Annotated in this window: 27 protein-coding genes; 10 read left to right on the top strand and 17 right to left on the bottom strand. The window is 72.8% G+C overall.

Going from position 1 to position 24,314, the window contains the following annotated elements:
• Window positions 1–213: 213 nt before the first annotated feature.
• Window positions 214–678: a heme-degrading domain-containing protein gene (locus tag OQ02_RS18375; RefSeq protein ID WP_033439697.1), complete on the bottom strand. Its 465-nt coding sequence runs from the start codon at window positions 676–678 to the stop codon at window positions 214–216.
• Window positions 675–1,694, bottom strand: a complete 1,020-nt coding sequence (locus OQ02_RS18370; protein ID WP_033439696.1) for a Gfo/Idh/MocA family protein — start codon at window positions 1,692–1,694, stop codon at window positions 675–677. Before OQ02_RS18370 ends, OQ02_RS18375 begins: the two co-directional genes overlap by 4 nt.
• Window positions 1,695–1,746: 52 nt before the next feature.
• On the opposite strand from OQ02_RS18370, the gene OQ02_RS18365 reads away from it, so the two are divergent.
• Together OQ02_RS18365 and OQ02_RS18360 are read left to right on the top strand one after the other, a co-directional pair.
• Window positions 1,747–2,787, top strand: a complete 1,041-nt coding sequence (locus OQ02_RS18365; protein ID WP_033439695.1) for an ROK family transcriptional regulator — start codon at window positions 1,747–1,749, stop codon at window positions 2,785–2,787.
• 55 nt (window positions 2,788–2,842) lie between these two features.
• Window positions 2,843–3,595 carry a PP2C family protein-serine/threonine phosphatase gene (locus OQ02_RS18360; protein WP_033439694.1) on the top strand — a complete coding sequence of 251 codons (753 nt, stop codon included), beginning with the start codon at window positions 2,843–2,845 and terminating at the stop codon, window positions 3,593–3,595.
• 16 nt (window positions 3,596–3,611) lie between these two features.
• Here the strand turns inward: OQ02_RS18360 and OQ02_RS18355 are convergent, their stop codons facing one another.
• Window positions 3,612–4,601 (bottom strand): helix-turn-helix transcriptional regulator, encoded by a 990-nt coding sequence (locus OQ02_RS18355; protein ID WP_033439693.1) that lies wholly within the window; start codon window positions 4,599–4,601, stop codon window positions 3,612–3,614.
• A 126-nt stretch (window positions 4,602–4,727) separates the two neighbouring features.
• Here OQ02_RS18355 and OQ02_RS40175 point away from each other — a divergent pair, with 126 nt between their 5' ends.
• Window positions 4,728–5,687, top strand: a complete 960-nt coding sequence (locus OQ02_RS40175) for an alpha/beta fold hydrolase (protein WP_156077125.1) — start codon at window positions 4,728–4,730, stop codon at window positions 5,685–5,687.
• Here OQ02_RS40175 and OQ02_RS18345 read toward each other — a convergent pair.
• Complete coding sequence (locus OQ02_RS18345; RefSeq protein ID WP_033439692.1) at window positions 5,676–6,353, bottom strand: winged helix-turn-helix domain-containing protein; 678 nt, start codon at window positions 6,351–6,353, stop codon at window positions 5,676–5,678. The two genes, OQ02_RS40175 and OQ02_RS18345, sit on opposite strands and share 12 nt — an antisense overlap.
• 64 nt (window positions 6,354–6,417) lie before the next feature.
• Between OQ02_RS18345 and OQ02_RS18340 the strand changes: the two genes are divergently transcribed.
• Window positions 6,418–7,707, top strand: a complete 1,290-nt coding sequence (locus OQ02_RS18340; protein ID WP_051772503.1) for an isocitrate lyase/PEP mutase family protein — start codon at window positions 6,418–6,420, stop codon at window positions 7,705–7,707.
• Between the two features lie 223 nt (window positions 7,708–7,930).
• Here the strand turns inward: OQ02_RS18340 and OQ02_RS18335 are convergent, their stop codons facing one another.
• Window positions 7,931–9,190: a PepSY-associated TM helix domain-containing protein gene (locus OQ02_RS18335; protein ID WP_033439691.1), complete on the bottom strand. Its 1,260-nt coding sequence runs from the start codon at window positions 9,188–9,190 to the stop codon at window positions 7,931–7,933.
• A gap of 72 nt (window positions 9,191–9,262) precedes the next feature.
• A complete protein-coding gene (locus OQ02_RS18330) occupies window positions 9,263–9,784 on the bottom strand; it encodes a hypothetical protein (RefSeq protein ID WP_156077124.1) in 522 nt (173 codons plus the stop codon).
• A 408-nt stretch (window positions 9,785–10,192) separates the two neighbouring features.
• On the opposite strand from OQ02_RS18330, the gene OQ02_RS46715 reads away from it, so the two are divergent.
• On the top strand, window positions 10,193–12,859 hold the full coding sequence (locus tag OQ02_RS46715) for an ATP-binding protein (protein WP_033439689.1): 2,667 nt from the start codon (window positions 10,193–10,195) through the stop codon (window positions 12,857–12,859).
• A gap of 5 nt (window positions 12,860–12,864) precedes the next feature.
• Here OQ02_RS46715 and OQ02_RS18320 read toward each other — a convergent pair whose 3' ends face one another.
• Entirely contained in the window at window positions 12,865–13,629 is a 765-nt protein-coding gene (locus tag OQ02_RS18320) for an NAD(P)H-binding protein (protein WP_033439688.1), read from the bottom strand.
• 60 nt (window positions 13,630–13,689) lie between these two features.
• Between OQ02_RS18320 and OQ02_RS18315 the strand changes: the two genes are divergently transcribed.
• Complete coding sequence (locus tag OQ02_RS18315; protein WP_156077123.1) at window positions 13,690–14,355, top strand: helix-turn-helix domain-containing protein; 666 nt, start codon at window positions 13,690–13,692, stop codon at window positions 14,353–14,355.
• Between the two features lie 33 nt (window positions 14,356–14,388).
• Here OQ02_RS18315 and OQ02_RS18310 read toward each other — a convergent pair whose 3' ends face one another.
• Window positions 14,389–15,612, bottom strand: coding sequence for an MFS transporter (locus OQ02_RS18310; RefSeq protein WP_051772490.1), 1,224 nt, complete (start codon window positions 15,610–15,612; stop codon window positions 14,389–14,391).
• Window positions 15,613–15,690: 78 nt separating this feature from the next.
• Window positions 15,691–16,068: a hypothetical protein gene (locus tag OQ02_RS18305; protein ID WP_231500098.1), complete on the bottom strand. Its 378-nt coding sequence runs from the start codon at window positions 16,066–16,068 to the stop codon at window positions 15,691–15,693.
• Window positions 16,069–16,244: 176 nt separating this feature from the next.
• On the opposite strand from OQ02_RS18305, the gene OQ02_RS18300 reads away from it, so the two are divergent.
• Window positions 16,245–16,541 carry an ArsR/SmtB family transcription factor gene (locus OQ02_RS18300; RefSeq protein WP_156077122.1) on the top strand — a complete coding sequence of 99 codons (297 nt, stop codon included), beginning with the start codon at window positions 16,245–16,247 and terminating at the stop codon, window positions 16,539–16,541.
• The gene (locus tag OQ02_RS18295) at window positions 16,538–16,996 is read left to right on the top strand and encodes an SRPBCC family protein (RefSeq protein ID WP_033439684.1); all 459 of its coding nucleotides are present in this window, start codon (window positions 16,538–16,540) and stop codon (window positions 16,994–16,996) included. Before OQ02_RS18300 ends, OQ02_RS18295 begins: the two co-directional genes overlap by 4 nt.
• Here the strand turns inward: OQ02_RS18295 and OQ02_RS18290 are convergent.
• The 5 genes from OQ02_RS18290 to OQ02_RS46935 form a co-directional block, all read right to left on the bottom strand.
• Complete coding sequence (locus OQ02_RS18290; RefSeq protein ID WP_033439683.1) at window positions 16,993–18,234, bottom strand: RNA polymerase sigma factor; 1,242 nt, start codon at window positions 18,232–18,234, stop codon at window positions 16,993–16,995. The two genes, OQ02_RS18295 and OQ02_RS18290, sit on opposite strands and share 4 nt — an antisense overlap.
• Window positions 18,235–18,300: 66 nt before the next feature.
• Entirely contained in the window at window positions 18,301–18,729 is a 429-nt protein-coding gene (locus OQ02_RS18285) for a YciI family protein (protein ID WP_033439682.1), read from the bottom strand.
• Between the two features lie 134 nt (window positions 18,730–18,863).
• Complete coding sequence (locus OQ02_RS18280; protein WP_051772489.1) at window positions 18,864–19,703, bottom strand: SDR family oxidoreductase; 840 nt, start codon at window positions 19,701–19,703, stop codon at window positions 18,864–18,866.
• Between the two features lie 109 nt (window positions 19,704–19,812).
• A complete protein-coding gene (locus OQ02_RS18275; protein ID WP_051772488.1) occupies window positions 19,813–20,292 on the bottom strand; it encodes a DoxX family protein in 480 nt (159 codons plus the stop codon).
• Window positions 20,293–20,393: 101 nt separating this feature from the next.
• Window positions 20,394–21,089, bottom strand: coding sequence for an MSMEG_6728 family protein (locus OQ02_RS46935; RefSeq protein WP_063747100.1), 696 nt, complete (start codon window positions 21,087–21,089; stop codon window positions 20,394–20,396).
• Between the two features lie 86 nt (window positions 21,090–21,175).
• On the opposite strand from OQ02_RS46935, the gene OQ02_RS18265 reads away from it, so the two are divergent.
• Window positions 21,176–21,817, top strand: a complete 642-nt coding sequence (locus OQ02_RS18265; protein WP_033439680.1) for a TetR family transcriptional regulator — start codon at window positions 21,176–21,178, stop codon at window positions 21,815–21,817.
• Window positions 21,818–21,886: 69 nt separating this feature from the next.
• Here OQ02_RS18265 and OQ02_RS18260 read toward each other — a convergent pair whose 3' ends face one another.
• Together OQ02_RS18260 and OQ02_RS18255 are read right to left on the bottom strand one after the other, a co-directional pair.
• Window positions 21,887–22,276: a VOC family protein gene (locus OQ02_RS18260; RefSeq protein ID WP_033439679.1), complete on the bottom strand. Its 390-nt coding sequence runs from the start codon at window positions 22,274–22,276 to the stop codon at window positions 21,887–21,889.
• Window positions 22,273–22,569 carry an ArsR/SmtB family transcription factor gene (locus tag OQ02_RS18255; protein WP_033439678.1) on the bottom strand — a complete coding sequence of 99 codons (297 nt, stop codon included), beginning with the start codon at window positions 22,567–22,569 and terminating at the stop codon, window positions 22,273–22,275. Before OQ02_RS18255 ends, OQ02_RS18260 begins: the two co-directional genes overlap by 4 nt.
• A gap of 68 nt (window positions 22,570–22,637) precedes the next feature.
• Between OQ02_RS18255 and OQ02_RS18250 the strand changes: the two genes are divergently transcribed.
• Window positions 22,638–23,276 carry a ThuA domain-containing protein gene (locus OQ02_RS18250; protein WP_033439677.1) on the top strand — a complete coding sequence of 213 codons (639 nt, stop codon included), beginning with the start codon at window positions 22,638–22,640 and terminating at the stop codon, window positions 23,274–23,276.
• Here the strand turns inward: OQ02_RS18250 and OQ02_RS18245 are convergent.
• Window positions 23,214–24,215, bottom strand: coding sequence for a LysR family transcriptional regulator (locus tag OQ02_RS18245; protein WP_063747099.1), 1,002 nt, complete (start codon window positions 24,213–24,215; stop codon window positions 23,214–23,216). The genes OQ02_RS18250 and OQ02_RS18245 overlap by 63 nt on opposite strands.
• Between the last annotated feature and the right edge of the window lie 99 nt (window positions 24,216–24,314).

The raw sequence follows: 24,314 nt of genomic DNA, 5'->3' as shown, positions 1-24,314 counted from the left end.
GGGCACTCGAACCGGGTGCCCTCCCCGTTCGGCGTTTCCGCCCCTCCACCGCTCCGCGGGCGCGACGCCCGGCAGCGGTTCCAAGGCGGCGAAGGGCTTCCCGGGGGTGGTCGTGGGAAGCCCCTCACCGCCTTTCCGACGGCCGTCCGGGGGCAGGACGCCCGTCGGGTGGGGATGGACGCGCCGGCTGGGCGGCAGCCGGCGTGCCCGGGGTCAGGCCGTGGTGGCGAGGAACGCCTCCAGTTGCTCCACCACGAACGCGTGGTCGTCGGCCTGGGGCAGGCCGGACACCCCGACGGTGCCCACCATCCCCACGCCGGCGACGATCACGGGGAACACGCCGCCGTGCGCGGCGTAGTGGCGGGGGTCCAGCAGGGAGTCCACTTCGAACGCCTTGCCCTCCGCGCGGAAGCTCTCGCCGACCCGGTACGAGCTGCGGGCGTAGCGGTCCACCACCCGGCTCTTCCGGTCGATCCACTCGTCGTTGTCCGCGGACGTGCCGGGCAGCGCCGCGTGGAACAGGCGTTGCTGCCCGCGCCGCACCGAGATCGTCACCGGCAACGACCGGTCGCGGGCGGCCGACAGCAGGAACGCGCCCAGCGCCAGCGCCACGTCGTTGTCGAACGACGTGAACACCAGCCGGGACTCCTGCTCGGCCAACGTCTCCAGCAAGCTCACAGCGACACCACCTGTCCGGTACGGGCGGAGGTGAACGCCGCCTCGATGACTTCCAGCGCCAAGACCGCCGACTCGGGGTCGACCGGCAGCGGGCCACCGTCGCGGAGCGCGGCGACCAGCAGCCGGTAGAACTCGGAGTAGGCGCCGGGCAGGCCGACGACCTCCTCCGCGTCGTCCAGCAGCCCCAACCGACCGGAAGTCGACAAATCGTCAAACGGCTTGCCGGCGGCGAGCGCGTCCTCCTGGCGGTCAAGGCCGTCCGCAACGTACGCGCCGGTCGACCCGAGCACCCGGAACCGCGGCCCGCACTGCGCGGCGGCGGCACTGGCCCACAGGTGCGAGCGCACGCCGTCCCGGTGCGTCAACGCCACGAACACGTCGTCGTCCACCTCGACGCCGGGCCGCCGCCGGTCCAGTTCCGCGTACACCGCCGCCACCGGCCCGAACAGCTCGATCGCCTGGTCGACCAGGTGCGCGCCCAGGTCGTACAGCAGCCCGCCGGCCTCCTCGGGCGCGCCCAGCTCGCGCCAGTTGTCCCAGACGTCCGGCACCCAGCGCTCGAACCGGGATTCGAACCGGGTCACGTCGCCCAGCGCGCCGTCGGCCAGCAGCGACCGGATCGTGCGGAAGTCGGAGTCCCACCGCCGGTTCTGGAACACCGTCACCGGCACGCCCCGGTACCGCGCCGCCTGGAGCACCCGGCGGGCGTCGGCGGACGTGGGCGCGAACGGCTTGTCCACCACGACCGGCAGGCCCGCCTCGATCGCCGACAGCGCCAGCGGCACGTGCGTGCGGTTCGGCGTGGCGACCACGACCAGGTCCAGGCCGAGGGCGAACAGCTCCTCGGCGGTGTGCGGGAGGGCGACCCCGGGGTACGTGGCCTGCGCCTGCGCCCGCCGGTCCGGGTCGGTGGTGACGACGGCGGTCAGTTCCAGGCCCGGCGTCGCGGCGATCAGGGGTGCGTGGAACACGCGGCCGGCGATGCCGTAGCCGAGCAGTCCGGTGCGGAGAAGCATGGAGGGATTAAAGCAACGTCGTTTAGTAAAGGCTAGGTGCGATGATGGGCGCGTGCCCAACTTGCGCTTCCTGCGGGGATACAACGACGCGGTAGTGCTGGGCTTGGCGCGGTCCGGCGCGGTGACGCGGGTCGAGCTCGCCGACCGCAGCGGGCTCACGCCCCAGGCGGTGTCCAAGGTGGTGAACCGGCTCATCGACGACGGCCTGCTGGTCGAGTCGGGCACCCGGAACGTCGGCGTCGGCAAGCCGCGCACCCTGCTGAAGCTCGTCGCGGACAGCAGGCTCGCCCTCGGCGCCCAGGTCGAGCGGGACGAGCTGCGGGTCGTGCTCACCGACCTGGCGGGCACCGTGCTCGACCGGGCGGTCGCGCCGCTGCCGTGCGACTTCGACCCGCCGACGTTCGTGGCCGAGCTGAACCGCCTGGTGGACGGCCTGCGCAGCGAACGGCTGCTCGGCGTCGGCATCGGGTTCGTCGGGCCGCTCGACCACCGCACCGGGGTCGTGCACTACCCGACCGGCCTGAGCGCTTGGCACGACGTGCCGCTGCGGGCGATGGCCGAGAAGCGGCTCGGACTGCCCGTCGTGCTCGACAAGGACACCAACACGGCGGTCGTCGCCGAGGCGTGGCGGCGTGGCGAGGAGCTGCGTGACGCGGTGCTCGTGCTCGTCGGCACGGGCCTGGGCATCGGGATGCTGCTGGACGGCCGCGTGCACCGGGGCGTGCGGACCAACGCGGGCGAGTACGGCCACACCACGATCCAGCTCGACGGCCCGCCGTGCGTGTGCGGCCGGAGCGGGTGCATCGAGGCGCTGCACAACCTCGCCGCGGCCAAGGGCGACCTGGTCGAGGCCACGTCCATCGTGGGCGTGGCGGTGGCCGACCTGGTGCAGCTGCTCGACATCGACCACGTGGTCCTGGCCGGTCGCGCGGTGCTCGCCGAGCCCACCGCCTACCTCGACGGCGTGCGGGCCAGACTGCCCAAGGACGAGTGGCTGCCGGTGGACGTGTCGATCACGCCGCTCGGTGACGACGTGGTCGCGGCGGGGGCGGCGATGCTGCTCTTGAGCGAGTTCTACGGCCGTCCCAGGTGACCGGATTGGACATGCCCTGCTCACGGGCACCCGTGCGGGTGATTCACTGTGCGGCATGTATGCGCTCCGGTACGCCGTCGGCACCGACCCCGGCCTGCGCCGTGAAGCGAACGAAGACTCCGTGTACGTCAACGAGCGCCTGTTCGCCGTAGCGGACGGCATGGGCGGTCACGCGTACGGCGAAGTGGCGAGTTCGATCGCGGTGGCGGTGCTGGCCGACCTCGACGTGGACGCCGACGACCCCCTCGGCGAGCTGTCCGGCGCGGCGCGGGAGATCGCCATCCGGCTGACCGACCTGGCCGAGGAGAACTTCGACATGCGCGGCATGGGCACCACGCTCACCGCGCTGTGGTGGGACGGCGAGCGGTTCGCGGTCGGGCACATCGGCGACTCGCGCTGCTACGTCGTCCGCGAGGGCGCGCTGACCCAGGTCACCCGGGACCACACCATGGTCCAGGCGCTGGTGGACGACGGTCGGATGGCCGCCGAGCAGGCCGCCGAGCACCCCGGCCGGTCCATGCTCATGCGCGCGCTCCAGGCGGGCAGCGCGCACGACCCGGACCTGTTCTTCCAGGACGTCGAGGTGGGCGACCGGTACCTGATCTGCTCGGACGGCCTGTCGGACGTCGTGGCCGACGCGGACGTCGCCCGGCTGCTGACGGCCACGGCCGACGGTGACGAGACCGTGCGCGCGTTGATCGAGGCGGCGAACGCGGGTGGCGGGCCGGACAACATCACCTGCGTCGTGGTGGACGTGATGCCGACGGGGAACGCCTCGTGGCTGCCGAAGTGGCTGACGCGCGACTAGAGCGGCCGACGCGCGGCTACGGCCTGTTCGGCAGGAGGTCGGCGACGGGCAGGCCGCGGCCGTACCGCTCGACGAGTGCGGTGCCGATCGAGGCCAGGTAGTCCCGCACACCCGCAGGGCCGGTCACCTCGAGCCATTCGACCAGCCCGGCGAGCTCGCCGGCGAGCGCGTACTCGTTGTAGCCGCGGATCACGACCTCGATGCGGCCGTCGGTCGTGGACCCTCCGACCTCCAGCCGGTCGCGGAGCACCATCCGGAGCCGGGCCAACCCGTCGGGTGCGCAGATCGCCTGGATCTCGAGGGGCGTCCGCCTGCGGTCGACCTCGTCGGCGATCTCGCGCCAGCTCGCGGCGAGGTCGAAGTCGTCGGGTCGGTGCACGGGGTCGCCGGTCGGGTCGGCGGACGACACGCGGTCGATCCGGAAAGTCCGCCTGCCTGCCTCGGTGTTGCAGACGAGGTACCACGACGGACCCTTGGCGACGATGCCCAGCGGGTGGACGGTGCGCTCGGTTTCGGCGCCGTTGCCGTCGACGTAGCCGAGCCGCACCTGGACTCGGCGGATCACCGCGTCCTGGAGGTCGTCGAGGAAGCGAGGCGGCGGCCGGTGCTCGATCCGGCTCGACCCCCACCGCTGCGGGTCCATGACCAACGACGACGCCGCGGCCTCGGCCTGCAACCGGAACGGCTCCGGCAGGGCGCGGACGAGCTTGCGCAGCGCTGCTTTCACGGCCGGCGTCGCGGTCGAGGCCGGGCCGGCGACCAGGAACAGGGCGCGGGCCTCACCCGCGGTCAACCCGGACAGGTCGGTGCGGGCGCCGCCCACGAGCCGCCAGCCGCCGCCCCGGCCCTGGATGGAGTACACCGGCACCCCGGCCGTGGACAGGGCGTCGAAGTCGCGGCGGGCGGTGCGCTCGGACACCTCCAGCTCCCGGGCGACCTCCGCCGCCGTCAGCTGCTCGCGCTGTTGCAGCAGCAGGAGGATGGCCATCAGCCGGTCGGCTCGCACACCGCCGACAATCCCACAGAAAACCGGTCATGGGGTGGCCTGTTTCGCTCGGCACGATGGCGACACGACCGGAACGGCCATCGGCCGCGCCGGCGCTGACGTCCCCGACGACCGAGAGGAAATGCAATGTCCGATCCGACCGACTTCCCCGAACCCACCCTCGTCTCCGTCAACGGTGTGGAGCTCGAGGTCTTCGAAGCGGGCCGGGAGAACGCGGGAAAGCCGATCGTGCTCTGCCACGGCTGGCCGGAGCACGCCTTCTCCTGGCGCCACCAGGTGCCTGCCCTGGCCGCGGCGGGCTACCACGTCATCGTCCCGAACCAGCGGGGCTACGGGAACTCGTCCCGTCCGACCGGAGTGGCCGACTACGACATCGAGCACCTGTCGGGTGACCTCGTCGCCCTCCTCGACCACTACGGCTACGAGGACGCCACCTTCGTCGGCCACGACTGGGGCGCGTTCGTCGTCTGGGGCCTGACCCTGCTGCACCCGAGCCGGGTGAACGGCGTGGTAGCACTGAGCCTGCCCTACCAGGAGCGCGGAGAGACGCCCTGGATCGAGTCCATGGAGGCCGTGCTCGGCCCCGACTTCTACTTCGTCCACTTCAACCGGCAGCCGGGCGTCGCAGACGCCGTGCTCGACGAGCACGCGGCACAGTTCCTGCGCAACCTGTTCCGGAAGAACGAGCCCCCGAAACCGCCTCAGCCGGGCATGGCGATGATCGATCTCGCCAGGGCGGGGACACCCCTCGGCGAGCCCGTCATGAGCGACGGCGAACTGGCCGTCTTCGTCTCCGCCTTCGAGTCGACCGGTTTCACGAGCAGCATCAACTGGTACCGGAACCTCGACCGCAACTGGCGTCTGCTGGCCGACGTGGACCCGGTCGTCCGGCAGCCCGCGCTCATGATCTACGGCGACCGCGACGCGGTCCTGAGGGCTGAACGACTGACGGAGTTCGTGCCCAACGTGGAAATCACCAGCCTGGACTGCGGTCACTGGATCCAGCAGGAAATGCCGGACGAGACGAACCAGGCGATTCTGAAGTGGCTGGACCAGCGGGCGGACGGCGCTCGGCTAGGGCGGTAGCACGCCGAGCAGGTCGTGCAGGGCCGTCGCACCGGTCGGGGTGAGGCGGACGGCGCGGCCCGTGCCGATCCGGCGCACCCAGTCCCGTTCGTGGAGGCACGCGCAGACGTGCGCGCCGGCCGTGCCCGCGAGGTGGGAGCGGCGCTCGGTCCAGTCCAGGCACGCCCTGGCGATCGGGCGGCGGCTGCCGGGCGGGGTGAACGCGAGCTCGTCCCCGAGCCACGCCAGGCCGTCGTCGGTGATCGCGAGCTCGTCGGTGAGCAGGCCGCGGGCCGTCATGGCGTCGGTGATGGCCACGCCCAGCCGTCCGGCGAGGTGGTCGTAGCACGTCCGGCCGCGCCTGAGGGCCTGGTCGGCGGCGGACGCGCGGAGCGTCGGTCCGGCCGGTGCGGTCGGCCCGAGGTAGCCGAGGAGTTCTTCGAGCAGCCGCGCCTGCTTCGGGCCGGCGAGCTGGACGTAGCGGTGGCGGCCTTGGCGGCGTTCGACCAGCAGACCACCGTGCACGAGCCGGGTCAGGTGCTCGCTGGCCGTGGACGGCGCGACACCGGCGGCGTCGGCCAGTTCGCCGGACGTCCACGCCTTGCCGTCCATGAGCGCGAGCAGGAACCGGGCCCGGCTGCGGTCGGCCAGCAACGCGGCGAGGTCCGCCAGTTCGTCGGCTGCCATGCACCCATTGTGCGCCGACGACGGTTCGGCGTGCGCCGAAGTGATCCGGCCTTACGTTGGCCGCATGACTTCCGAGGTGCTGCTTGACGAGTCGTACGCAGTGACGCCGGTGCCCGCGGCCAGGTCGGGCGTGGCCTGGCTGCGGGCCGGGGTGGTGCGGTTCAGCGAGGGCGCGGACCGCGAGCGGCGGCGCGCGTTCGTGGAGCGGACCCTGTCCACTGTGGATCCCCGGTCGTTGCGGCGGCAGGGGATGCCGGTGGCGGTGCTGGCCGAGGCGCTGGGGTTGCCCCGGTCGGTCGCCGGTGACGTGGCGGTGGTGGCCCGGTGCTACCAGCCGCACGTCGACGTGACGGCTGAGGCCGACGAGGCGGTGGCCCGGCTGGTGGCCGCGTGCGGCGGGGTGTGGGACGAGGAGACGGCCAACCGGATCGGGTTGCTGGTGCAGGCGTGCGACGCGACGCGGGCGTTGATCGCCGGGACGGAACCGCCGGTGCCGGTGACGCGGCGGGTCGCGCCGGACGGGTCGGTGGTCGAAGTGGACCTGACCGACGCGTGGTTCGGCGCCGGGCGGCATGAGTGCCCGGGGCAGGCGCACGCGCGGGCGTTGGTCGAGGGTGCGCGGGCGTTCCACCGGTTGCACGACGACTTCCTGGTGCTGCCGAACGCGTGGGACTTCGCGTCGGCGGCGGCGTTGGTGCGGGCCGGGTTCGCGGCCGTCGGCACGACCAGCCTGGGCGTCGCGGCGGCGCACGGCATCCTGGACGCGACCGGCGCGGCGCGGGAGGAGACGGTGGCGCTGGCCCGGACGCTGGTGCGGCTGCCCGTTCCGGTCACGGTGGACGTCGAGGCCGGGTTCGGCGGGGACGTGCGGTCGTTGGCGGCCGAGCTGTGGGAGCTGGGGGTGGCCGGGGTGAACGTCGAGGACGGGCGCGGCGCGGGCCTCGCCGATCCCGCCGAGCAGGCGGCGATCGTGCGGGCGTTCAAGGACGCCGCACCCGGCCTGTTCGTCAACGCCCGCGTCGACACGCACTGGCTGGGCGTCGACCGGCACACCACCGTCGACCGGGCCCTGCGCTACGTGGACGCGGGCGCCGACGGGGTCTTCGTGCCCGGTCTCGCCGACGAACGCGACATCTCCGACGTCGTCGCGGCCGTCCCCGTGCCCCTGAACCTGTTGGCACAGCTGGACGTCCGGAAGTTGAAGGAGCTGGGCGTCCGCCGCGTCAGCACCGGCTCACTGCTGTTCCGCGCCGCGCTCGGCGAAGTCGTCCGGACCGCCCTGGCCGTGCGCGACGGCGTTCCGGTCCCGCCGGGCATCCCGACGTACGACGACGTCCAGTCACTGACGGACTAGGGACAGCGCCGGCACTGGCGCGACGCCCCGCAGCACGAGACCAGGCGCCCGCCCCGACGATCGACCAGATCCGCAAAGCGTGCAGCGGGTAGATCGGCACGGTGTCGGCGGGCAGCGCCCGGCCCACCACGAGGCGGGCGAGCGGCCGAGCCGGGAGCGGTAACGGGTGTCGACCACAGCGCGTGGTCAAGGCCAACCCGCACCCGGCTCGACCGTCACGCGGTTAAACCGGCTCCGCGACCTTCGCGCGCCGTCGGCTCACCAGCACGTCCACCAGCAGGAACGCCACCAGGCTCAGGCCGAGCAGCGGCACGAACCAGCCGACGCCCGCCGCGACGATCAGCACCACGACCAGCTGACCGCGCGGCACCTTCCGCCACTGGCCGCGCGGCACCGGCCGGCCGAAACCGGTGGTCGGGCGGCGCAGCCACCACATCCGGTAGCCGAGGACCACCAGCGCCACCAGGCCGAGCCCGAAGGCCAGCAGCAGCAGTTGGTTCGGCCAGCCGAACAGGACGCCCATGTGCGCGTCGATGCCCCACCGGCTGAGCTTCGCCGCGAGGGGGTAGTCGGCGAACCGCACCTGGTCCACGACCGCGCCGCCCGAGACGGCCACCGCGTCGACCTGCGACGGCCACCCGCGTTCGACCTCGGTCACCGTCCACGGCGCGTGGGCGGACGCGGGCAGGACGATCTCCACGTTGCCCGCGTCGATGCCCGCCGCCCGCGCGGTCGCCAGCACGGCGTCCACATCGGACGGTGAGACCGACGACGTCGTGCCGCCGTGCCCGGCGTGGTCGCCCGCACCGAGTGAAGGCGTGGTCCAGCCCAAAGCCTTGCGCAGGTCCGCGACGTTCTCGCCGGCGTAGGTCGACCAGGTCAACCCGGTCGCGGACAGGACCAGCGCGCCGACCAGCACCCACAGGCCGAGCCGGGCGTGCCGCCGGGTCGTCGGCTTGGTCCGCTGGGTGCGCCGGCGGCTGAACCACAGGAACACGCCGCCCAGCGCGACCGCCCACAGCCAGGACGCGGCCAGCTCGCTGTAGAGCCGGCCGGGTTCACCGAGCAGGAGGTTGCGGTGGATCTCGTCGATCGTGGTGCGCAACGGCAGGACGCCGGTGGTGCCGTAGGTCATCAGGTCACCGACCACGGTGCCGTCGGCCGGGTCCACGAACACCGTCGGCCGGGCGTCACCGTCGCTCGCGAACAGGACCCGGGTCGTCGCACCGGGCTCCGGTGCCGGGCGGACGGCCACCACCTCGTCGTCGGGCCGCGTCGCGACGGCGGCCTCGACCTGGTCGGCCAACGGCACCGACGACGTGGACAGGGGCACGCGCAGCTGGTCGGCGTAGAGCCACGACTCCAGCTGGGGCGTCGCGGCGTAGAGGACTCCGGTCAGGGTGGCGATCAGCACGAACGGGCCGACGAGCACGCCCGCGTAGAAGTGGAAGCGCAGCACGAGGCCGCGCCAGGAATCGGTCATGGCGAGAACTCCTAGGTATGGGGAGACGCCACCGGTCCCCTGACTCGGGACGGTGGTGGGGGATGTGGCTACCTAGGAGTGGGGCGGGCCGCGGCGGGGCAGCGTCCGGCGGCGCAGGACCTCCGACAGCGGCTGCGGCGCGTGGGCGGCGATCGGGATGCGCAGCGGCGCTATCGCCGGCGGTGGGCTGAGCCTGCGCGGCAGGACGGACGCGAGGACGGCGGCCAGGCGGAACACGGCCTGTTCGAAGCCCGCCAGGGCCGCGACGACGATGGCCGTGGCCGCGAGGTGGGTCAGCGCCATGGACGGCGCCGGCGGCACGTCACGCGGGTGCGACGACAGCACGCCCAGGAACACGTGCGCGGCCACCTGCACCACGCCGACCAGGCCGAGCAGTTCGGTCAGCCCGAGCTGCCGGTCGGTCAGCGGCACGCACGTCCACGCGATGGCCAGCGCGAACACCAGCACGTGCGGGAGGGACGGGACGTGGCCGCCGCCGCTCGCGTGCGCCAGGACGGCCAGCAGGCCGGTGGCCAGCCCGACCACACCGCAGCGCACCACGCGTGCGGCGCCTCGGGTCGGGGCCGGTGCCACGGTTTCGCAGCCTAGCGGCGGGAGCGGCCCGGAAGGAGGGTGCGAATGGCGGTGTCGGTGCGGTGGGGCGCCGGACGCCGTTGTCCGGGCGTCCCCTATTGCGCGTTATTCGCACAACCCGCGTGGAATAGTGCCGCTCAGTTGTACGGCATTCCGCCGAACGGGCTGGTGGACACCTGTGCTGCGGTGGTGAAGACGGCGACCAGCAGGGCGGCGACGAGCACTCGCGCGTTTCGCATGCGTTCTCCAGGTGGGCGGTGTCGGGAATTCCGGCGATTACCGTGGCATTGCCTCGAAGGTGACCGGGGCGGAATCGGTGTGAACAAACGGAGAACTGTGCGACGATCAGGTTAATTCGCCGTCAGTTAACATCTTGTTAACCTGCTCTTAGCGTCGTATTCTCAAAGTGTGAGCGCCGTCACACTGCACCTCGCGGGACGCGAGCGGGAGACCGGCCGCCTGCTGGGGTTGGTGGACGACCTGTCCCTGGGGCGGGGCACCGCGCTGCTCGTGGAGGGTGAGCCGGGCATCGGCAAGACGGCGCTGGTCCGCGCGGCGTGCGACGCGGCGGCGGCCCGCGGCTTCCGGGTGTGCCGGGGCGCGGGCGACGAGCTGGGTCGACCCCTTCCGCTGCTCCCGTTGCTCGACGCGCTGGCCGCGGGCCGGTCCGAGAGCGCCGCGGTCACCGCCGAACGCCTGCTGGCGCGGGTGGACGACCTGTGCGCGACCGGACCGGTGGTGCTGGTGCTGGACGACCTCCAGTGGGCGGACGAGGCCAGCGTCGCGGTGTGGCGGCGACTGGCGGGGCTCGTGCCGCAACTGCCGCTGCTGCTGATCGGCGTGCTGCGACCGCTGCCGCGCCGGGACGACCTGGCCGCGCTGCGCAAGGGCGTGGCCCGATTATCGGTGCCGCGCCTCGGGCGGGCGGCCGTGGTCGAGCTGACCGGTGGACTGGCCGGCGGCACACCCGACGAGGCGCTGGCCCGGCTGGCCGAGGACGCCGGTGGCAACCCCCTCTACCTGGTGGAACTGGTCGAGGCGCTGTTGCGCGGCGGTGCGGTCGAGGTGGGCGCGGACGGCGTCGCGCGGTTGACCGACTCCGGTGTGCCGCCGTCGTTGTCGGCCGCGATCGCGGACCGGATCGGGTTCCTCGGCGCGGAGGTGCGGCGGGTGCTCGTGGCCGCCGCGTTGCTCGGCGTGGAGTTCCCGGTCGCGGACCTGGCCGCGGTGCTGGGGATGCGGGTGGTCGAACTGCTGCCCGCGTTGCAGGAGGCGACCCTGGCGGGCGTGCTGGTGGACGGCACGGCCGGCCTGTCGTTCCGGCATCCGTTGGTGCGCACGGCTTTGTACGACGAGGTGCCCGAAGCGGCGCGCGGCGCGTGGCACGTCGAGGCGGCCCGTTCGCTGGTCGACACCGGCGCGGGTGTCGACCGGGTGACGCGGCAGCTGCTCGCCGCCGACGACCGGGTGCCGGACTGGGTGGCGCAGTGGCTGGTCGCGCACGGCTCGGTGCTCGTCGCGCACGCGCCCGAGGCCGCCGTGGACCTGTTCGGCCGGGTGATCGCGGCGCCGAACGTCGGGTCGCGGCGCGGGGTGCTGCTGGCGCACCTGGCCGAGGCGCGGTTCCGGCTGGGTGACCACCACGGCGCCGAGGCCGTGGCGTTGGCCGGACTGGAGCACGGGACGCTCGTCGACCTGCACTGGACGTTGGCGCAGTGCCGCAGCATGACGGGGCGTTCGGCGGAGACGTTGGTGGAGGTGGAGCGCGCGCTCGCGGCACCCGAGCTGACTTCGTCGGACCGGGCGCGGCTGCTCGTGCTGGCCGCCCGCGCGCACTGGGACATCGGTGACCTCGACGCCGCCGAACGGCTCGCGCTGGCCGCGCTGGTCGACGGCGACCGGTGGGCCACGAGCTGGGCGCTGCACGTCCGCACGATCGTGGCGATGGTCCGCGGTCGGATGGCCGACGCGCTGCCGCTGTTCGACCGGGCGCTGGCGGTGGCCATGGGCGAGCCGGCGGCGTCCGACCTGCGGTTGCTGCTCCAGGTCAACCAGGCCGTGACGCTGGGGGAGCTGGACCGGGGCGCGGAGGCCATCGCGTCGGCCCAGGTGGTCTGCGCCGCCGCCGACCACGTCGGCAACCTCGTGCGGCTCGCGCAGGCGCAGAGCGCGCTGGGGCAGCTGTTGCTGGACGCGGGCCGGTGGGACGAGGCGCTGGTCGACGTCGACCTGCTGGCCGACGACCTCAAGCACCCGATGGTGTCCCGGTGCGACCACGGGGTCGCGGCGCTGATCCACCTGCACCGGGGCGACGCGGAGGGTGCGCGGCGGCACCTGGAGGCGGCGGGCACGGGCCTGGACGGGCACGTGATCGGGCCGTTGGCGCTGGCGGTGAGCCTGTCGCTGGAGCAGGCCGGCCGGGTGCGCGAGGCGTGGTCGGTGCTGACCGGGTGGGAGTCGGCGGAAGACCTGTTGCCGGACTTCGTGCGGCTGGCGGTGGAGCTGGGTGAGGACGCGTCCGCCGCGGTCGCGCACGCGGAGGTGCTGGCGGCGGAGCTGGACGTGCCGCACCGGCGTGCGTCCGCGGCGTACTGCGCGGCAGTGGTGTCGGCGGACCCGGTGGGGCTGCTGCACGCGGCCGAGGAGTACCGGGTCGCGGGGCGGATGTTGTTCCGGGCCAAGGCTTTGTCGGGTGCGGCGGAGCTGTTCGCGGCGTCGGGTGACCGGTCTTCGGCTCGGGCGGCGATGAGCCACGCGGTGGACGTGCACGCGGAGCTGGGCGCCGAGTGGGACACGACCCGGTTGCTGGCCCGGTTGCGGGAGCGCGGCATCCGGCGTGGCCCGCACGCCAAGCACCGGCGGGCCACGCACGGGTGGGAGAGCCTCACCCCGATGGAGCTGAAGGTCACCGAGTTCGTGGTGACCGGGTTGTCGAACCGGCAGATCGGAGAACGGCTGTTCCTCTCGGGCCGCACGGTGGCCACGCACGTGTCACACGTGTTGGCCAAGCTGGGAGTCCGGTCGCGGACCGACATCGCCCGTGAGGCGGTCACGCACCTGGGTGCCTCCGGTTAGCCGGGTCAGGGCCGCGGGTAGCGCTCGCGGGCCCAGGTGGCGTACGTGCGCGCCGGTCGGCCCAGCACGTCCGCGATGTCGGGTGACAGGACCGACACGTCCTCGGCGCGGATCGCGCGCAGGCCCTCCGCGTACGCCTCGGGCAGCGTCTCCAGTGGAACGTCCACTGTGGACAAGGTGCGACCCAGGACTTCCGACAGCACGGCCGCTTGGTCGGGGATGCCGAGCAGCTCCGGTCCGGTGAGCGTGTACGACCGGCCGTGGTGGTCGCCGAGCAGGGCCTCCACCGCGACCTCGGCCAGGTCTCGCGGGTCGACGACGCCGAGCTTGATCCGCCCCATCGGGTTCGGGACCGGTTCGCCGGCCTCGATCAGCGGTGCCCACTGGAGCGAGTTCGACGCGAACACGGTGGGCCGCAACAACGTCCACGACGCGAACGCGCGGGTCGCCTCCTCGCCGGGGCGGTGCCACTCGGCGACCGGGCCGACCGGGATGGCGGACAGCTTCACCACCTTGCCCACGCCCGCGCGCTTCGCGGCGTCGAGCACGGCCAGGTCGTAGGCGGCCACGTCCGGGGTGCCCGGACCGAGCAGGAACACTGCGTCCACGCCCTCGACGGCCCGGTCCAGGGACGCCGGATCGGTGTGGTCGCCGTGGACCTGGTCGCCGGTGGGCGTGCGCGACATGGCGCGGAAACGGACCTCGCGGTCGGTGAGGAGGCGGACTACTTCGCGGCCGACGGTGCCGGTGGCACCCGTGATCAGGAACATGCGACGAGTCTGGTTCGCCGGGTCGGGAAGGTCTTGGAAGTTTCGGCGGTTGTCGTGGACGTGGAACAGCGTCTGCGGCCCTGGGTCAGCGCGATCGGCAGCCAGTCGTTCGAGGGGGACACGTACGTCCTCGAACCGGACACGGCCACCACGTTGGTGATGTGCACGGAGAGCAAGGGCGCGGTGGTCGTCGGGCCACAGGACCGCGCCCGGTACTACCGGTGGCGGTCGGCGGAGCGGACCGTCGTGCGGCTGACGCCGGGGCGGGCGCAGGCCGTGCTGGACGTGCCGGTGGACGCGCTGGCCGGCCGGGTCGTGCCGCTGAGCGAGGTGTGGGGCCGGTCGGTGGCCGACGAGGTCGAGCTGACGTCCGTGCTGCTGGGCCGGCTCGCGTCGGCCGATCCGGCGCGGTCGGACCTGGTGCACGCGGCGGCGCGGCTGCTGCGGACGCACGGCGTCGCGGACACGGCGCGGGCGCTGGACGTCAGCGAGCGGCACCTGCGGACGTTGTTCACCAGGGCGGTCGGGTTGTCGCCCAAGCAGTTCGCCCGGGTGGACCGGGTGCGGCGGGTGGTGGCGCGGGGCAGGCGCGGCGAGTGGGCGCGGCTGGCCGCCGAGCTCGGCTACTACGACCAGGCCCACCTGACCTCGGAGTTCCGCGCCACGATGGGCGTGCCGCCCGGTGCGTACGTGGCGGGGAAGCTGCCGGCCGCGACGTCCTGCTAGGGAGCGCGTCCTGCCAGGGGTCGCGGGCCGAGGTCAGAGACGGGCGTGGCGGACGGCGGAGAACGTCATGCCGACGGCCTGCCCGACCAGGCCGACCACCGCGATCCACAGCGCGGTCCCGATGCCGAGCCACTCGGCGAGGACGCCGCCCGCCAGCGCGCCGGCCATGAGCGAGGCCCGGTTGACCGACCGCATGGTGGCGCTCGTCCGGCCCAGGAGCCGGGCCGGCGTGATGGTCTGCCGGTAGCCCATCTCCACCGCGCCGTCCAAGGTGGCCGACAGCCAGAACAGGAACTGCGCCGCGCACAGCAGGGTGAACCCGGTGGCGCTCGCCGTGGCGAACGGGACCAGCGCGTAGGCCACCGGGGTCAGCCAGCGGGCGGCCACGATCACCGGGCCGACGCCGAACCGCCGTCCCGCGTGGCTGGACACCGACGCGCCGAGCACTCCGCCGACCCCGCCGATGGCGTACGTGATGCCCAGGTCGAGCGCGTCGAAGCCGAGTTCGTTGAGCATCAGGAAGGAGAAGACGGGTGTGACCATCGCGGTGAACAAGAACCAGGTGTGCGAGGCGAGGGCGAGTGGCCGCAACACCTCGTGGCCGTAGACCCACCGGAGCCCTTCCCGCATCTCGGCGCGCAGGTCCCGCTTCGGCGCCTCGGGCAGCTGTTCGCGCGTGCGGACGGTGGCCAGCACCAGGCCGGAGACGAGGTAGGAGACGGCGTCGACCAGGATCGCGAGCGGCCCGCCGATCAGCTTGACCAGTGCGCCGCCGACGAGCGGGCCCAAGCCCTGTGCGACCGCTCCGGACTGCTCCAGCCGGGCGTTGGCCTCGGTGAGCCGTGCGGTGGGCACGAGCAGGGGCAGGAACGACTGGTGCGCCGCGTCGTGGAAGAGGGACAACGTCCCGAAGACCGCCACCAGGGCGAACAGCAGCGGCAGGGTCAGGGTGCCGGTGAAGGCCGTCAGCGGGATCAGCGCGAGCACGACGGCGCGGGCGAGGTCCGTGCCGATGAGCATCGGCAGCCTGCGGCGGCGGTCCACCACGACCCCCGCGACCAGGCCGAACAAGAGGTAGGGCAGCCAGCGGGACGCCGCGAGCACGCCCGTTTCGGTGAGTGACGCTCCCAGCGTCAGGATGGCCACGGTCTGCAGCGCCAGCGTGGTGACGTGGGTGCCCGCGAGGGACACCGTGCCGGCGGTCCAGAAGCGGACGAAGTCCCCGTGGCGTGACAGTTCGATCGCGCGGTCGCTCATGCGGTGCCCCCCGTGATCCACCTTCCCAGATCCGGGTGCGCACCGGTCGAGCGGCTGCCCGTCGGGGTGCGCCTCCGGTCAGGCGCGGAGCGGGCGCCGGTGCCGGTGCAGCCGCCCCAGACGGGCCTCGGACCGCGCTTCCTGGCCCATGCCGCACGCCGCACGCCGCCGCAACCGGCTCTCCACGACCTCGCCCAGCGGCGCGTCGGGGCACTTCCGGAACCACGCGGGCCGCAGCGTCCGGACGGCCTGCTCGGCGCCGTCGGCGCGCACCTCGTCCGCCGGGCCCACCGCCGCGCGCAGGGCCTGGTCGGCACGCCGCCGGTCGGCCCGGTGCGCGCGCTGCCTGCTGCGCGGGATGTTCTTGCGCGAGCTCTTGTCGTTCTCCCCGTACGCGTTGCGGCAGTCCTTGGCGTAGCTCAGCCGCTTCTTCTCCTGCGGGGTCTTGCGCGCCACCGACTCCACCTCCCCGATCCTGATCACCCGTCGACCGGTCCCGGACGGTACCCGCGCCCTGTCCGCGTGCCGAGCGGGTTTTCACCCGCAGGACCCGGTCCGGCGTCGCGGCGGACCTGTCGGCCCCGGTTGACAACCCGGCGTGGGCGCGGATACTTAAGAAGGTGCTTAACCAAATGTTCCACGCGCTCGCCGATCCGAGTCGGCGGACCATGGTCGAGCGGTTGACCCTGGGCCCCGCGTCGGTCAGCGAGCTGGCCGAGCCGTTGGAGATGTCACTCCCGGCCGTGGTGCAGCACCTCCAGGTGCTGGAGGCCAGTGGCCTGGTGCGGAGCGAGAAGGTCGGACGGGTGCGGACGTGCCACATCGTGCCGACGGCCCTGCGCCAGGCCGAGCAGTGGATCACCGAGCGCCGCACGACCTGGGAACGCCGGCTCGACCGGCTCGACGACTACCTCAAGGAGCAGCCATGACCGTGGAACACGCGACGTTCACGTTGGAGCGCACCTACGACGCACCGCCCGCCAAGGTCTTCGCGGCCTGGTCGACGCCCGAGGCGAAGGCGCGCTGGTTCGTCGGCCAGGACGAGTGGGTGAGCAAGCCGCTGGAGCAGGACTTCCGCGTCGGCGGCGAGGAGCGGGTCAGCGGCGGGCAGCCGGGCGGCAAGGAGTTCCACTACGCGGCCCGCTACCAGGACATCGTGCCGGACGAGCGGATCGTCACGACCTACGAGATGCACATGGACGACACCCGCATCTCGGTGTCCGTGGCGACGGTCGAGTTCGAGCCCGCCGGCCACGGCACGCGGCTCGTCTACACCGAGTCCGGCGCGTTCCTCGACGGGCACGACAAGGTCCAGTACCGCGAACAGGGCACCGTCGAACTCCTCGACAAGCTCGCTCGCGTGCTCGACCCGGCGCGCTCCTAGCAGGCGGCGGCCCGGTCGAGCAGCAGCTTGCGCTCCCGTTCGTTGCGGGTGAGCCCGGCCGCCCGCTCGAACTCCACCCGCGCCTCGGCGTGCCGACCCAGCTTGGCCAGCAGGTCGCCGCGCACGCTCGGCAGCAGGTGGTACCCCTTCAGCGCGGGCTCGCGCACCAGCTCGTCCACCAGTTCCAGCCCGACCTCCGGCCCGAACGCCATCCCGATCGCCACCGCGTGGTTCAGCTCCACGATCGGGGACGGCGCGACCAGCGACAGCGCCTCGTACAGGCCGGCGATTTTGGTCCAGTCGGTGTCCTCCGGCACGCGGGCACGCGCGTGGCACGCGACGATCGCCGCCTGCACCGCGTAAGGGCCGCCCGCGCCGCCCAACGACTCGGCCTTCGCCAACGCCGCCAGGCCGCGGCGGATCAGCAGCTGGTCCCAGCGCGCCCGGTTCTGCTCCAGCAGCAGCACGGGCTCGCCGCCCGGCCCGACCCGGGCCTTCGCCCGGGACGCCTGGATCTCCAGCAGCGCCACCAGCCCGTGCACCTCGGGTTCGCGCGGCATCAGGCCGGCCAGCACGCGGGCCAGCCGGAGCGCGTCCTCGCACAGCGCCGGACGCATCCAGTCGTCGCCCGCGGTGGCCGAGTAGCCCTCGTTGAAGATCAGGTAGATCACGCCGAGCACGGACGACAGCCGGGCGTCCCGCTCGTCCTCCGCCGGCACCTCGAACGGCACACCGGCCTTGGCCAGCGCCTTCTTCGCCCGCACGATCCGCTGCGCCACGGTCGGCTCGGGAACCAGGAACGCGCGCGCGATCTCGTCGGTGGTCAGCCCGCCCAGCATGCGCAGCGTCAACGCCACCTGCGCCTCGGTGGACAGCACCGGGTGGCACGCGGTGAACACCAGCCGCAGCAGGTCGTCGTCGATCTCACCGACCCGGTCGGCGGCGTCCGGCACGTGGTCGCCCCCGGTGTCGCGGCCGATCTCCTCCAGCTTGCGCTGGTAGTTCTGCCTGCGGCGGATCAGGTCGACGGCCCGGTTCTTCGCGGCGGTCATCAGCCACGCGCCGGGGTTGCGCGGGATGCCGTGCTCAGGCCACTGCTCCAGCGCGCTGACCATCGCGTCCTGGGCCAGCTCCTCGGCCAGCCCGACGTCCCGCACCATTCGCGCGAGCCCGGCGATCAGGCGGGCGGACTCGATCCGCCACACCGCTTCGACCGCACGCCGCGCATCGGTAGCCATCACGGTCTGGCATCAGACCAGCTACCGATGCGCGTCGGCAAGCGGGAACGGCTCCCCCCGGAGCCCTCAGCCGTTGGCGCGGGCCTCGGTCTCGGCGCGCAGCTGACGCTCGCGCTCCTTCATCTCCTCCGACGCGTTCACGAAGTCGTCCTCCGTGAAGACCTGCCGGATCTCGATCTGGGACTCCTCGCCGGTCGGGTTCGGCACCCGCTTCACCCATTCGACGGCCTCCTCCAGCGACTTGACCTCCAGCAGCCAGAAGCCCGCGATGAGCTCCTTGGTCTCGGTGAACGGGCCGTCGACGACCGTCCGCTTGTCACCGGAGAAGTGGACGCGCGCGCCCTTGGAGCTGGGGTGCAGGCCCTCGCCCGCGAGCATCACGCCGGCCTTCACCAGCTCCTCGTTGAAGGCGCCCATCTGCTTGAGCATCTCCTCGCTCGGCTGGACACCGGCCTCGCTGTCCTCGTTGGCCTTCACGATCACCATGAAACGCATCTCGGTACTCCCTGTCGGTTCGTCGTGGCCGGTCCATCGTGGCCCGTACTGACGCGACGAACGGAGGGGTACGCGGATCGACACGCGGGCCGGCTTTTCTCCGAGATTTTTCCGCAGGCCGTCGACCAGCGGTTTCAGGTGATGGGGGAGCCGCCGGTGACGCCGATGACCTCGCCGGTGATGTAGCTGGAATCGGACGAGGCGAGGAAGACGTAGAGCGGCGCCAGCTCGGCGGGCTGCCCGGCGCGGCCCATCGGCGACTGCTCGCCGAAGTCCTCCACCTTCTCCGGCGGCATGGTGGCCGGGATGAGCGGTGTCCACACGGGACCGGGCGCGACCGAGTTCACCCGGATCTTCCGGTCGACCAGGTTCTGCGCCAGGCCCTTGGTGAAGTTCACGATCGCGGCCTTGGTGGTGGCGTAGTCGAGGAGCTGGTACGAGGGCTGGAAGCCCTGGATGGACGACGTGGTGATGATCGAGGAGCCCTCGGGCATGTGCGGGACGGCCGCCTTGCACAGCCAGAACATCGCGTACACGTTCGTCTTCATGACGCGGTCGAACTGCTCGGTGGTGATGTCGAGCAGGCCGCCGTCCTGCGCCATCTGGTAGGCCGCGTTGCTGACCAGGACGTCGACGCGGCCGAACTCCTCGACCGCGCGGGCCACGACGTCCGAGCACCGGGACTCCTCCACCAGGTCGCCGGGCACGGTGACGGCGGTGCGGCCCGCGTCCTCGATCAGCCGGGCGGTGTCGCGGGCGTCCTTCTCCTCGGCTTCGAGGTAGGAGATGAGCACGTCCGCGCCTTCACGGGCGAAGGCGAGGGCGACGGCCCGGCCGATGCCCGAGTCGCCGCCGGTGATGACGGCTTTCTTGTCGATCAGTCGCCCCGTGCCGCGGTAGGTCGCTTCACCGTGGTCGGGGGTGGGTCGGACGTCGTCGGTCAGGCCTGGGTACCGGACTGGGGGCTCCACCATGCCGGGAGGGTGCCCACTGCGCCGGCGGCTGAACACGTGCCCGGACACGCCGATGGCGCACCTCCCTGGTGGAGGCGCGCCATCGGAAGTCGTCCCGGTTTCGGCGTGGTCACCGGTCGGCGTGCTCGCGGGCGGCGCGGCCCGTCGACGCGCGCCGGCCGGTCAGCGCGCGCTGGACCGTGAAGGCGCCGGGGCCGAACGCGGCCAGCAGCAGGAACACCCAGCTGTAGACGGCGGCCAGCTCGCCCATGTTGTGCACGGGGAGCAGCGCCTCGGGCTGGTGCACGGTGAAGTACGCGTAGGCCATCACGCCGGAGAGCACGAACGCCGCCGGCCGTGCGGCCAGGCCGACCAGCACCAGGACCGCCCCGACCAGCTCGATGACGCTGCCGTACCAGCCCGGCCACGAGCCGAAGGGGACCGCGGTGCCCTGCCCGTCGATGCCGCCCAGGAAGCCGAGGCCCATCAGGCCGTGGCACCCGAACAGGAACGACACGACGACGCGGAAAGCGGCGAGGACCAGGTCGTTGCGCTTGGTGGTGGTGTCGACGGTGGTGGCGGCGGCGCGGCGGGTGTCGGTGGTGGTCATCTCGGGCTCCCCTTCTCGGTGGTCTTACCACTGCGTCGAACGGGGCCCCGCTGGATCGACACGTCCGCCGGATTTTCCGGGGAAGTTCTTCGGGGAAGTTTTCAGGGGAGCCGTCGCCGGAGGGTGAAACGGCTGGTCGGAGGCGGCAGGCGTTGGCCGCGGCGGAAGAACCGGACCGGCCTCGGGTCCGCCGCCTCGGCGCGCATGGCCGCCAGGTCGGCCTCGGTGGGCGCGCGGGCGACCGACGGGCCGGGGCGGTGGTCGAGCGGCGGCGGCGGTGGGTGGTCGTCGGGCAGCGGAGGGCGGTCGAGCCGGTACGCGACCAGCCCCGGTGTGTCGGGGACGTCCAGCGGGAACACCGGCGGCGGCCAGACGTAGTCGAGGTCGTCCGGGACGTCGGGGAACAGCGGGCGGTAGTGGTCGGGGTCCTTGCGCAGGAGCGCGGAGCGGTGGCTGAGGTGCAGGTCGTGGTCGCCGAGCCAGGGCGGGAGCAGGCCCTCGGCGAGGCACCACGACCACGTCGGCTCCCGGCCGCCGGTGAAGTCGAGGAGCGCGGCGCGCAGGCCGTCGCGGTGGCCCCGGCGTCGCCACTCGTCGCACACGGCCACGCCGTAGGCGACCAGCGCGGGCGTGAAGCCGCTCCACATCAGGACCGCCGGGTGGCGCTTCCAGCCGTACTCGGGCCACACGAGGGCGCGCAGGATCTGCAAGGTCTCGACGCGCTGCTTGCCGAGCCGCCGTGAGTCGAGGACGGCGGCGCTGCGGGCGAAGGTCTCGCACGGGAGGAACGTCTGCACCCCAGCCGCTTACCCGCCGTGACGTCGGTCAAGCACCCGTTCCCGGATCGGGAGGCAGGAGACCGGTGGGTTGTTAGCCTGCGGCGGTGGAGTTCAAGCGCGCCCGGAAGCCGGAGCAGGTCGCGCAGCGGCGGCGCACGATCCTCGAAACGGCGTGCGAGATGTTGCGGGAGCGGTCCGTCGCCGACATCAGCCTGCGGGAGTTGAGCGATCGGGTCGGGCTCGCGAAGTCGAACGTGCTGCGGTACTTCGACAGCCGGGAGGCGATCTTCCTGGAGGTGCTGGACGAGGAGTGGGGCGCCTGGCTGGACGAAGTCGAAGGCGCGCCCGCGTCGACGTCCGACCCCGTCGAGGTGGCCACCGCGATCGCGACCTCGCTGCACGGCCGGCGGCTGATGTGCGAGCTGATCAGCGGGATGGCCGGGGTCTTGGAGCGCAACATCCCGGTCGACTTCGCGCGCGTGTTCAAACAGCGCGCGATCTCGCACACCACCCGTCTGGCCGACCTCGTGCGGGCGCGCGTGCCGGTGCTGGACGAGGACGCCGCGCGGCACTTCGCGCAGGTGGTGCTGGTGCTGACGGCCGGCCTGTGGCCTCACGCGAACCCGTCCGACGCGGTCGCGCAGGTCATGCGCGAGATGGGTGCACCACCGCCCGACGAGCTGTTCCGCACGGGTCTGACCGAGGGCCTGGTCAACCAGCTGGCCGGCCTGGTCGCGCGCGCCTGAGGGCTCACGCGCTCGGCGGCTGCCCGACCCCCGCGGTCGGGGGTCGGGCGCCGACGCCCGGACGGGCGACTACTTCATCGCGGCGATCTGGATCAGGTTGCCGCACGTGTCGTCCAGGACGGCGGTGACCACCGGTCCCATGTCGGTCGCGTCCTGGGTGAACACGACGCCCAGCGCCTTGAGCCGCTCGACCTCGGCGTGCACGTCGTCCACGGCGAACGAGGTGTACGGGATGCCGTCGTCCACCAGGGCCTCCTTGAACGGGCGCGCCGCCGGGTGGCCGTCCGGTTCGAGCAGCAGCTCGACGCCGTCGGGGTCGGCGGGGGAGGTCACGGTGAGCCAGCGGGCCCCACCGGCGGGCACGTCGGTCTTCTTGGTGAAGCCGAGCTTCTCGGTGTAGAAGGCCAGCGCCTTGGCCTGGTCGTCGACCAGCACGCTGGTGATGTTGATGCGGATCACGGGTTCGGTGCCTCTCCGTGGATGGGCCACCGCTCGACGATCGAGCGCAGCGGGCTCGTGTCGATGTGGTGGAACTTGTACCGGCCCTGTCGCCGGGTGTGCACCAGGCCGGCCTGTTCGAGCACCGCGAGGTGCTGCGAGATGGCCTGGCGCGACGAGCCGAGGCCGTGCTTCATGGTCAGTCGGCCGCAGATCTCGAACAGCGTCTGACCGTCCTTTTCGGTCAGCTCGTCGAGGATCACGCGCCGGGTCGCGTCACCGATGGCCTTGAACAGGTCGGGGTCTGCGTCCACGGCCCAGTTATAGGCAAGTGGGGACTTGCCTGTCAACTCGGCGGGCGGTCTCGTTAAGGTGATGTCCCGTGAAGGCACTCGTGGTTCGCGGTGGCTGGGAAGGTCACTCACCGGTGGAGGCGACCGACGCGTTCCTGCCGTTCCTCCGGGCGGAGGGGTTCTCGGTGGACGTGTCCGAGTCGCTGGAGGTCTACGACGCCGATCTGGGCGCCTACGACCTGATCCTCCAGTGCTGGAGCGACGGCGAGCTGACCGACGACCAGTTCGCCTGCCTGGACGCGGCGGTCCGCTCGGGCACGGGCCTGGCCGGCTGGCACGGTGGCCTGGTCGACTCGTTCCGCCACTCCCGCGAGTACATGCGGTTGGTGGGCGGGCAGTTCGTGGCCCACCCCGGCGACTTCGTGGACCACCGGGTCGAGATCACCTCGACTCACCCGATCGTGGAAGGCCTCGACGGCTTCGCGCTGCGCACCGAGCAGTACTGGGTGCTGACCGACGACCTGAACGACGTCCACGCGACCACCACGTTCGCCGCCGGGTCACCGTGGCACGCGCAACTGACCGTGCCGGCGGTGTGGACGAGGCGCTGGGGCGCGGGTCGGGTCTTCGCCTGCACCATCGGCCACTTCCCGGCCGACCTGGCCCTACCGCCCGTGCGGACCCTGGTCGAGCGCGGCCTCCTCTGGGCCGCCCGCCCCGCGCGCTGACGCCCGGTCCGCGCCCTCCCGTTCGTCCGGGCGCACGTCGGCCGGTTCGTCGGGGCGGCACACGTCGAGCACCCGGTCGCGCAGCCACCGGTGCGCCGGGTCGGCGTCGAGCCGGACGTGCCACAGCAGCGACACCACCACCTCGGGCGGCTGGAAGGGCAGCTCGAACGCCCGCATCCCGTGCCGCAGGGTCGCGGTGTGGCGGTCCGGGACGGTGGCGACCAGGTCGGACGCGTTCGCCAGCGCCAGCGCGGCGCTGAAGCCGTCGACCACCGTCACGACCGTCCGGCGGTGGCCCGTCGGGTGGAAGGCCTCGTCCACCAGCCCTTCCACCAGACCCCGCCGTGAGACGTGCACGTGGCGCGCGGCGGCGTACCGGGCCGCCGTCACCTTCCCCGTGCCCAGCGGGTGCCCGTCCCGCACCACCCCGACGAACCGGTCGGTGAACAGGGGCGCGCTCACCACGTCCGGGGCGGGAGCGTGCTCGATGACACCGGTCTCCAGGTCGACCCCGCCCTCCCGCAGCGGCGCGACGTCCTTCTTGGTCTTGCGGAGGAACCGCAGTCGCACACCGGGCGCCGCCCGACCCACCTCCGCCACCAGCGCGGGCCCGAACCTCTCCACGAACCCGTCGCTGGTGCGCAGCGCGAACGTCCGCGCCAACGTCGCCAGGTCCAGCTTCTCGGCCGGCCGCAACACCTCTTCGGCTCCCTGGACCAGGCCGCGCACGCGGTCGCGGAGCGCCAACGCGTGTGGCGTCGGCACCAACCCCCGGCCGGCCCGCACCAGCAGCGGGTCACCGGTGGCCCGACGCAGCCGCGCGAGCGCACGACTCATCGCGGACGGGCTCAGCGCGAGGCGTTCCCCCGCCCGCGTCACGCTGCCCTCCTGGAGCAGGACGTCCAGGGTGACCAGCAGGTTCAGATCGGGCCGCGCCATGCGCCCACGATCTCACGGATCGGCCGTGACATGGCGTTCCGTGCACAAGTGGCTTGCCATCCTTGCGCCTTCCGCCAGGTCCGAGGGCGACTTACGTTC

Origin of the sequence: Saccharothrix sp. NRRL B-16314 (genome assembly GCF_000716595.1) — a bacterium.
Lineage (GTDB): Bacteria > Actinomycetota > Actinomycetes > Mycobacteriales > Pseudonocardiaceae > Actinosynnema.
This window is presented reverse-complemented; position numbering and strand designations above follow the sequence as displayed.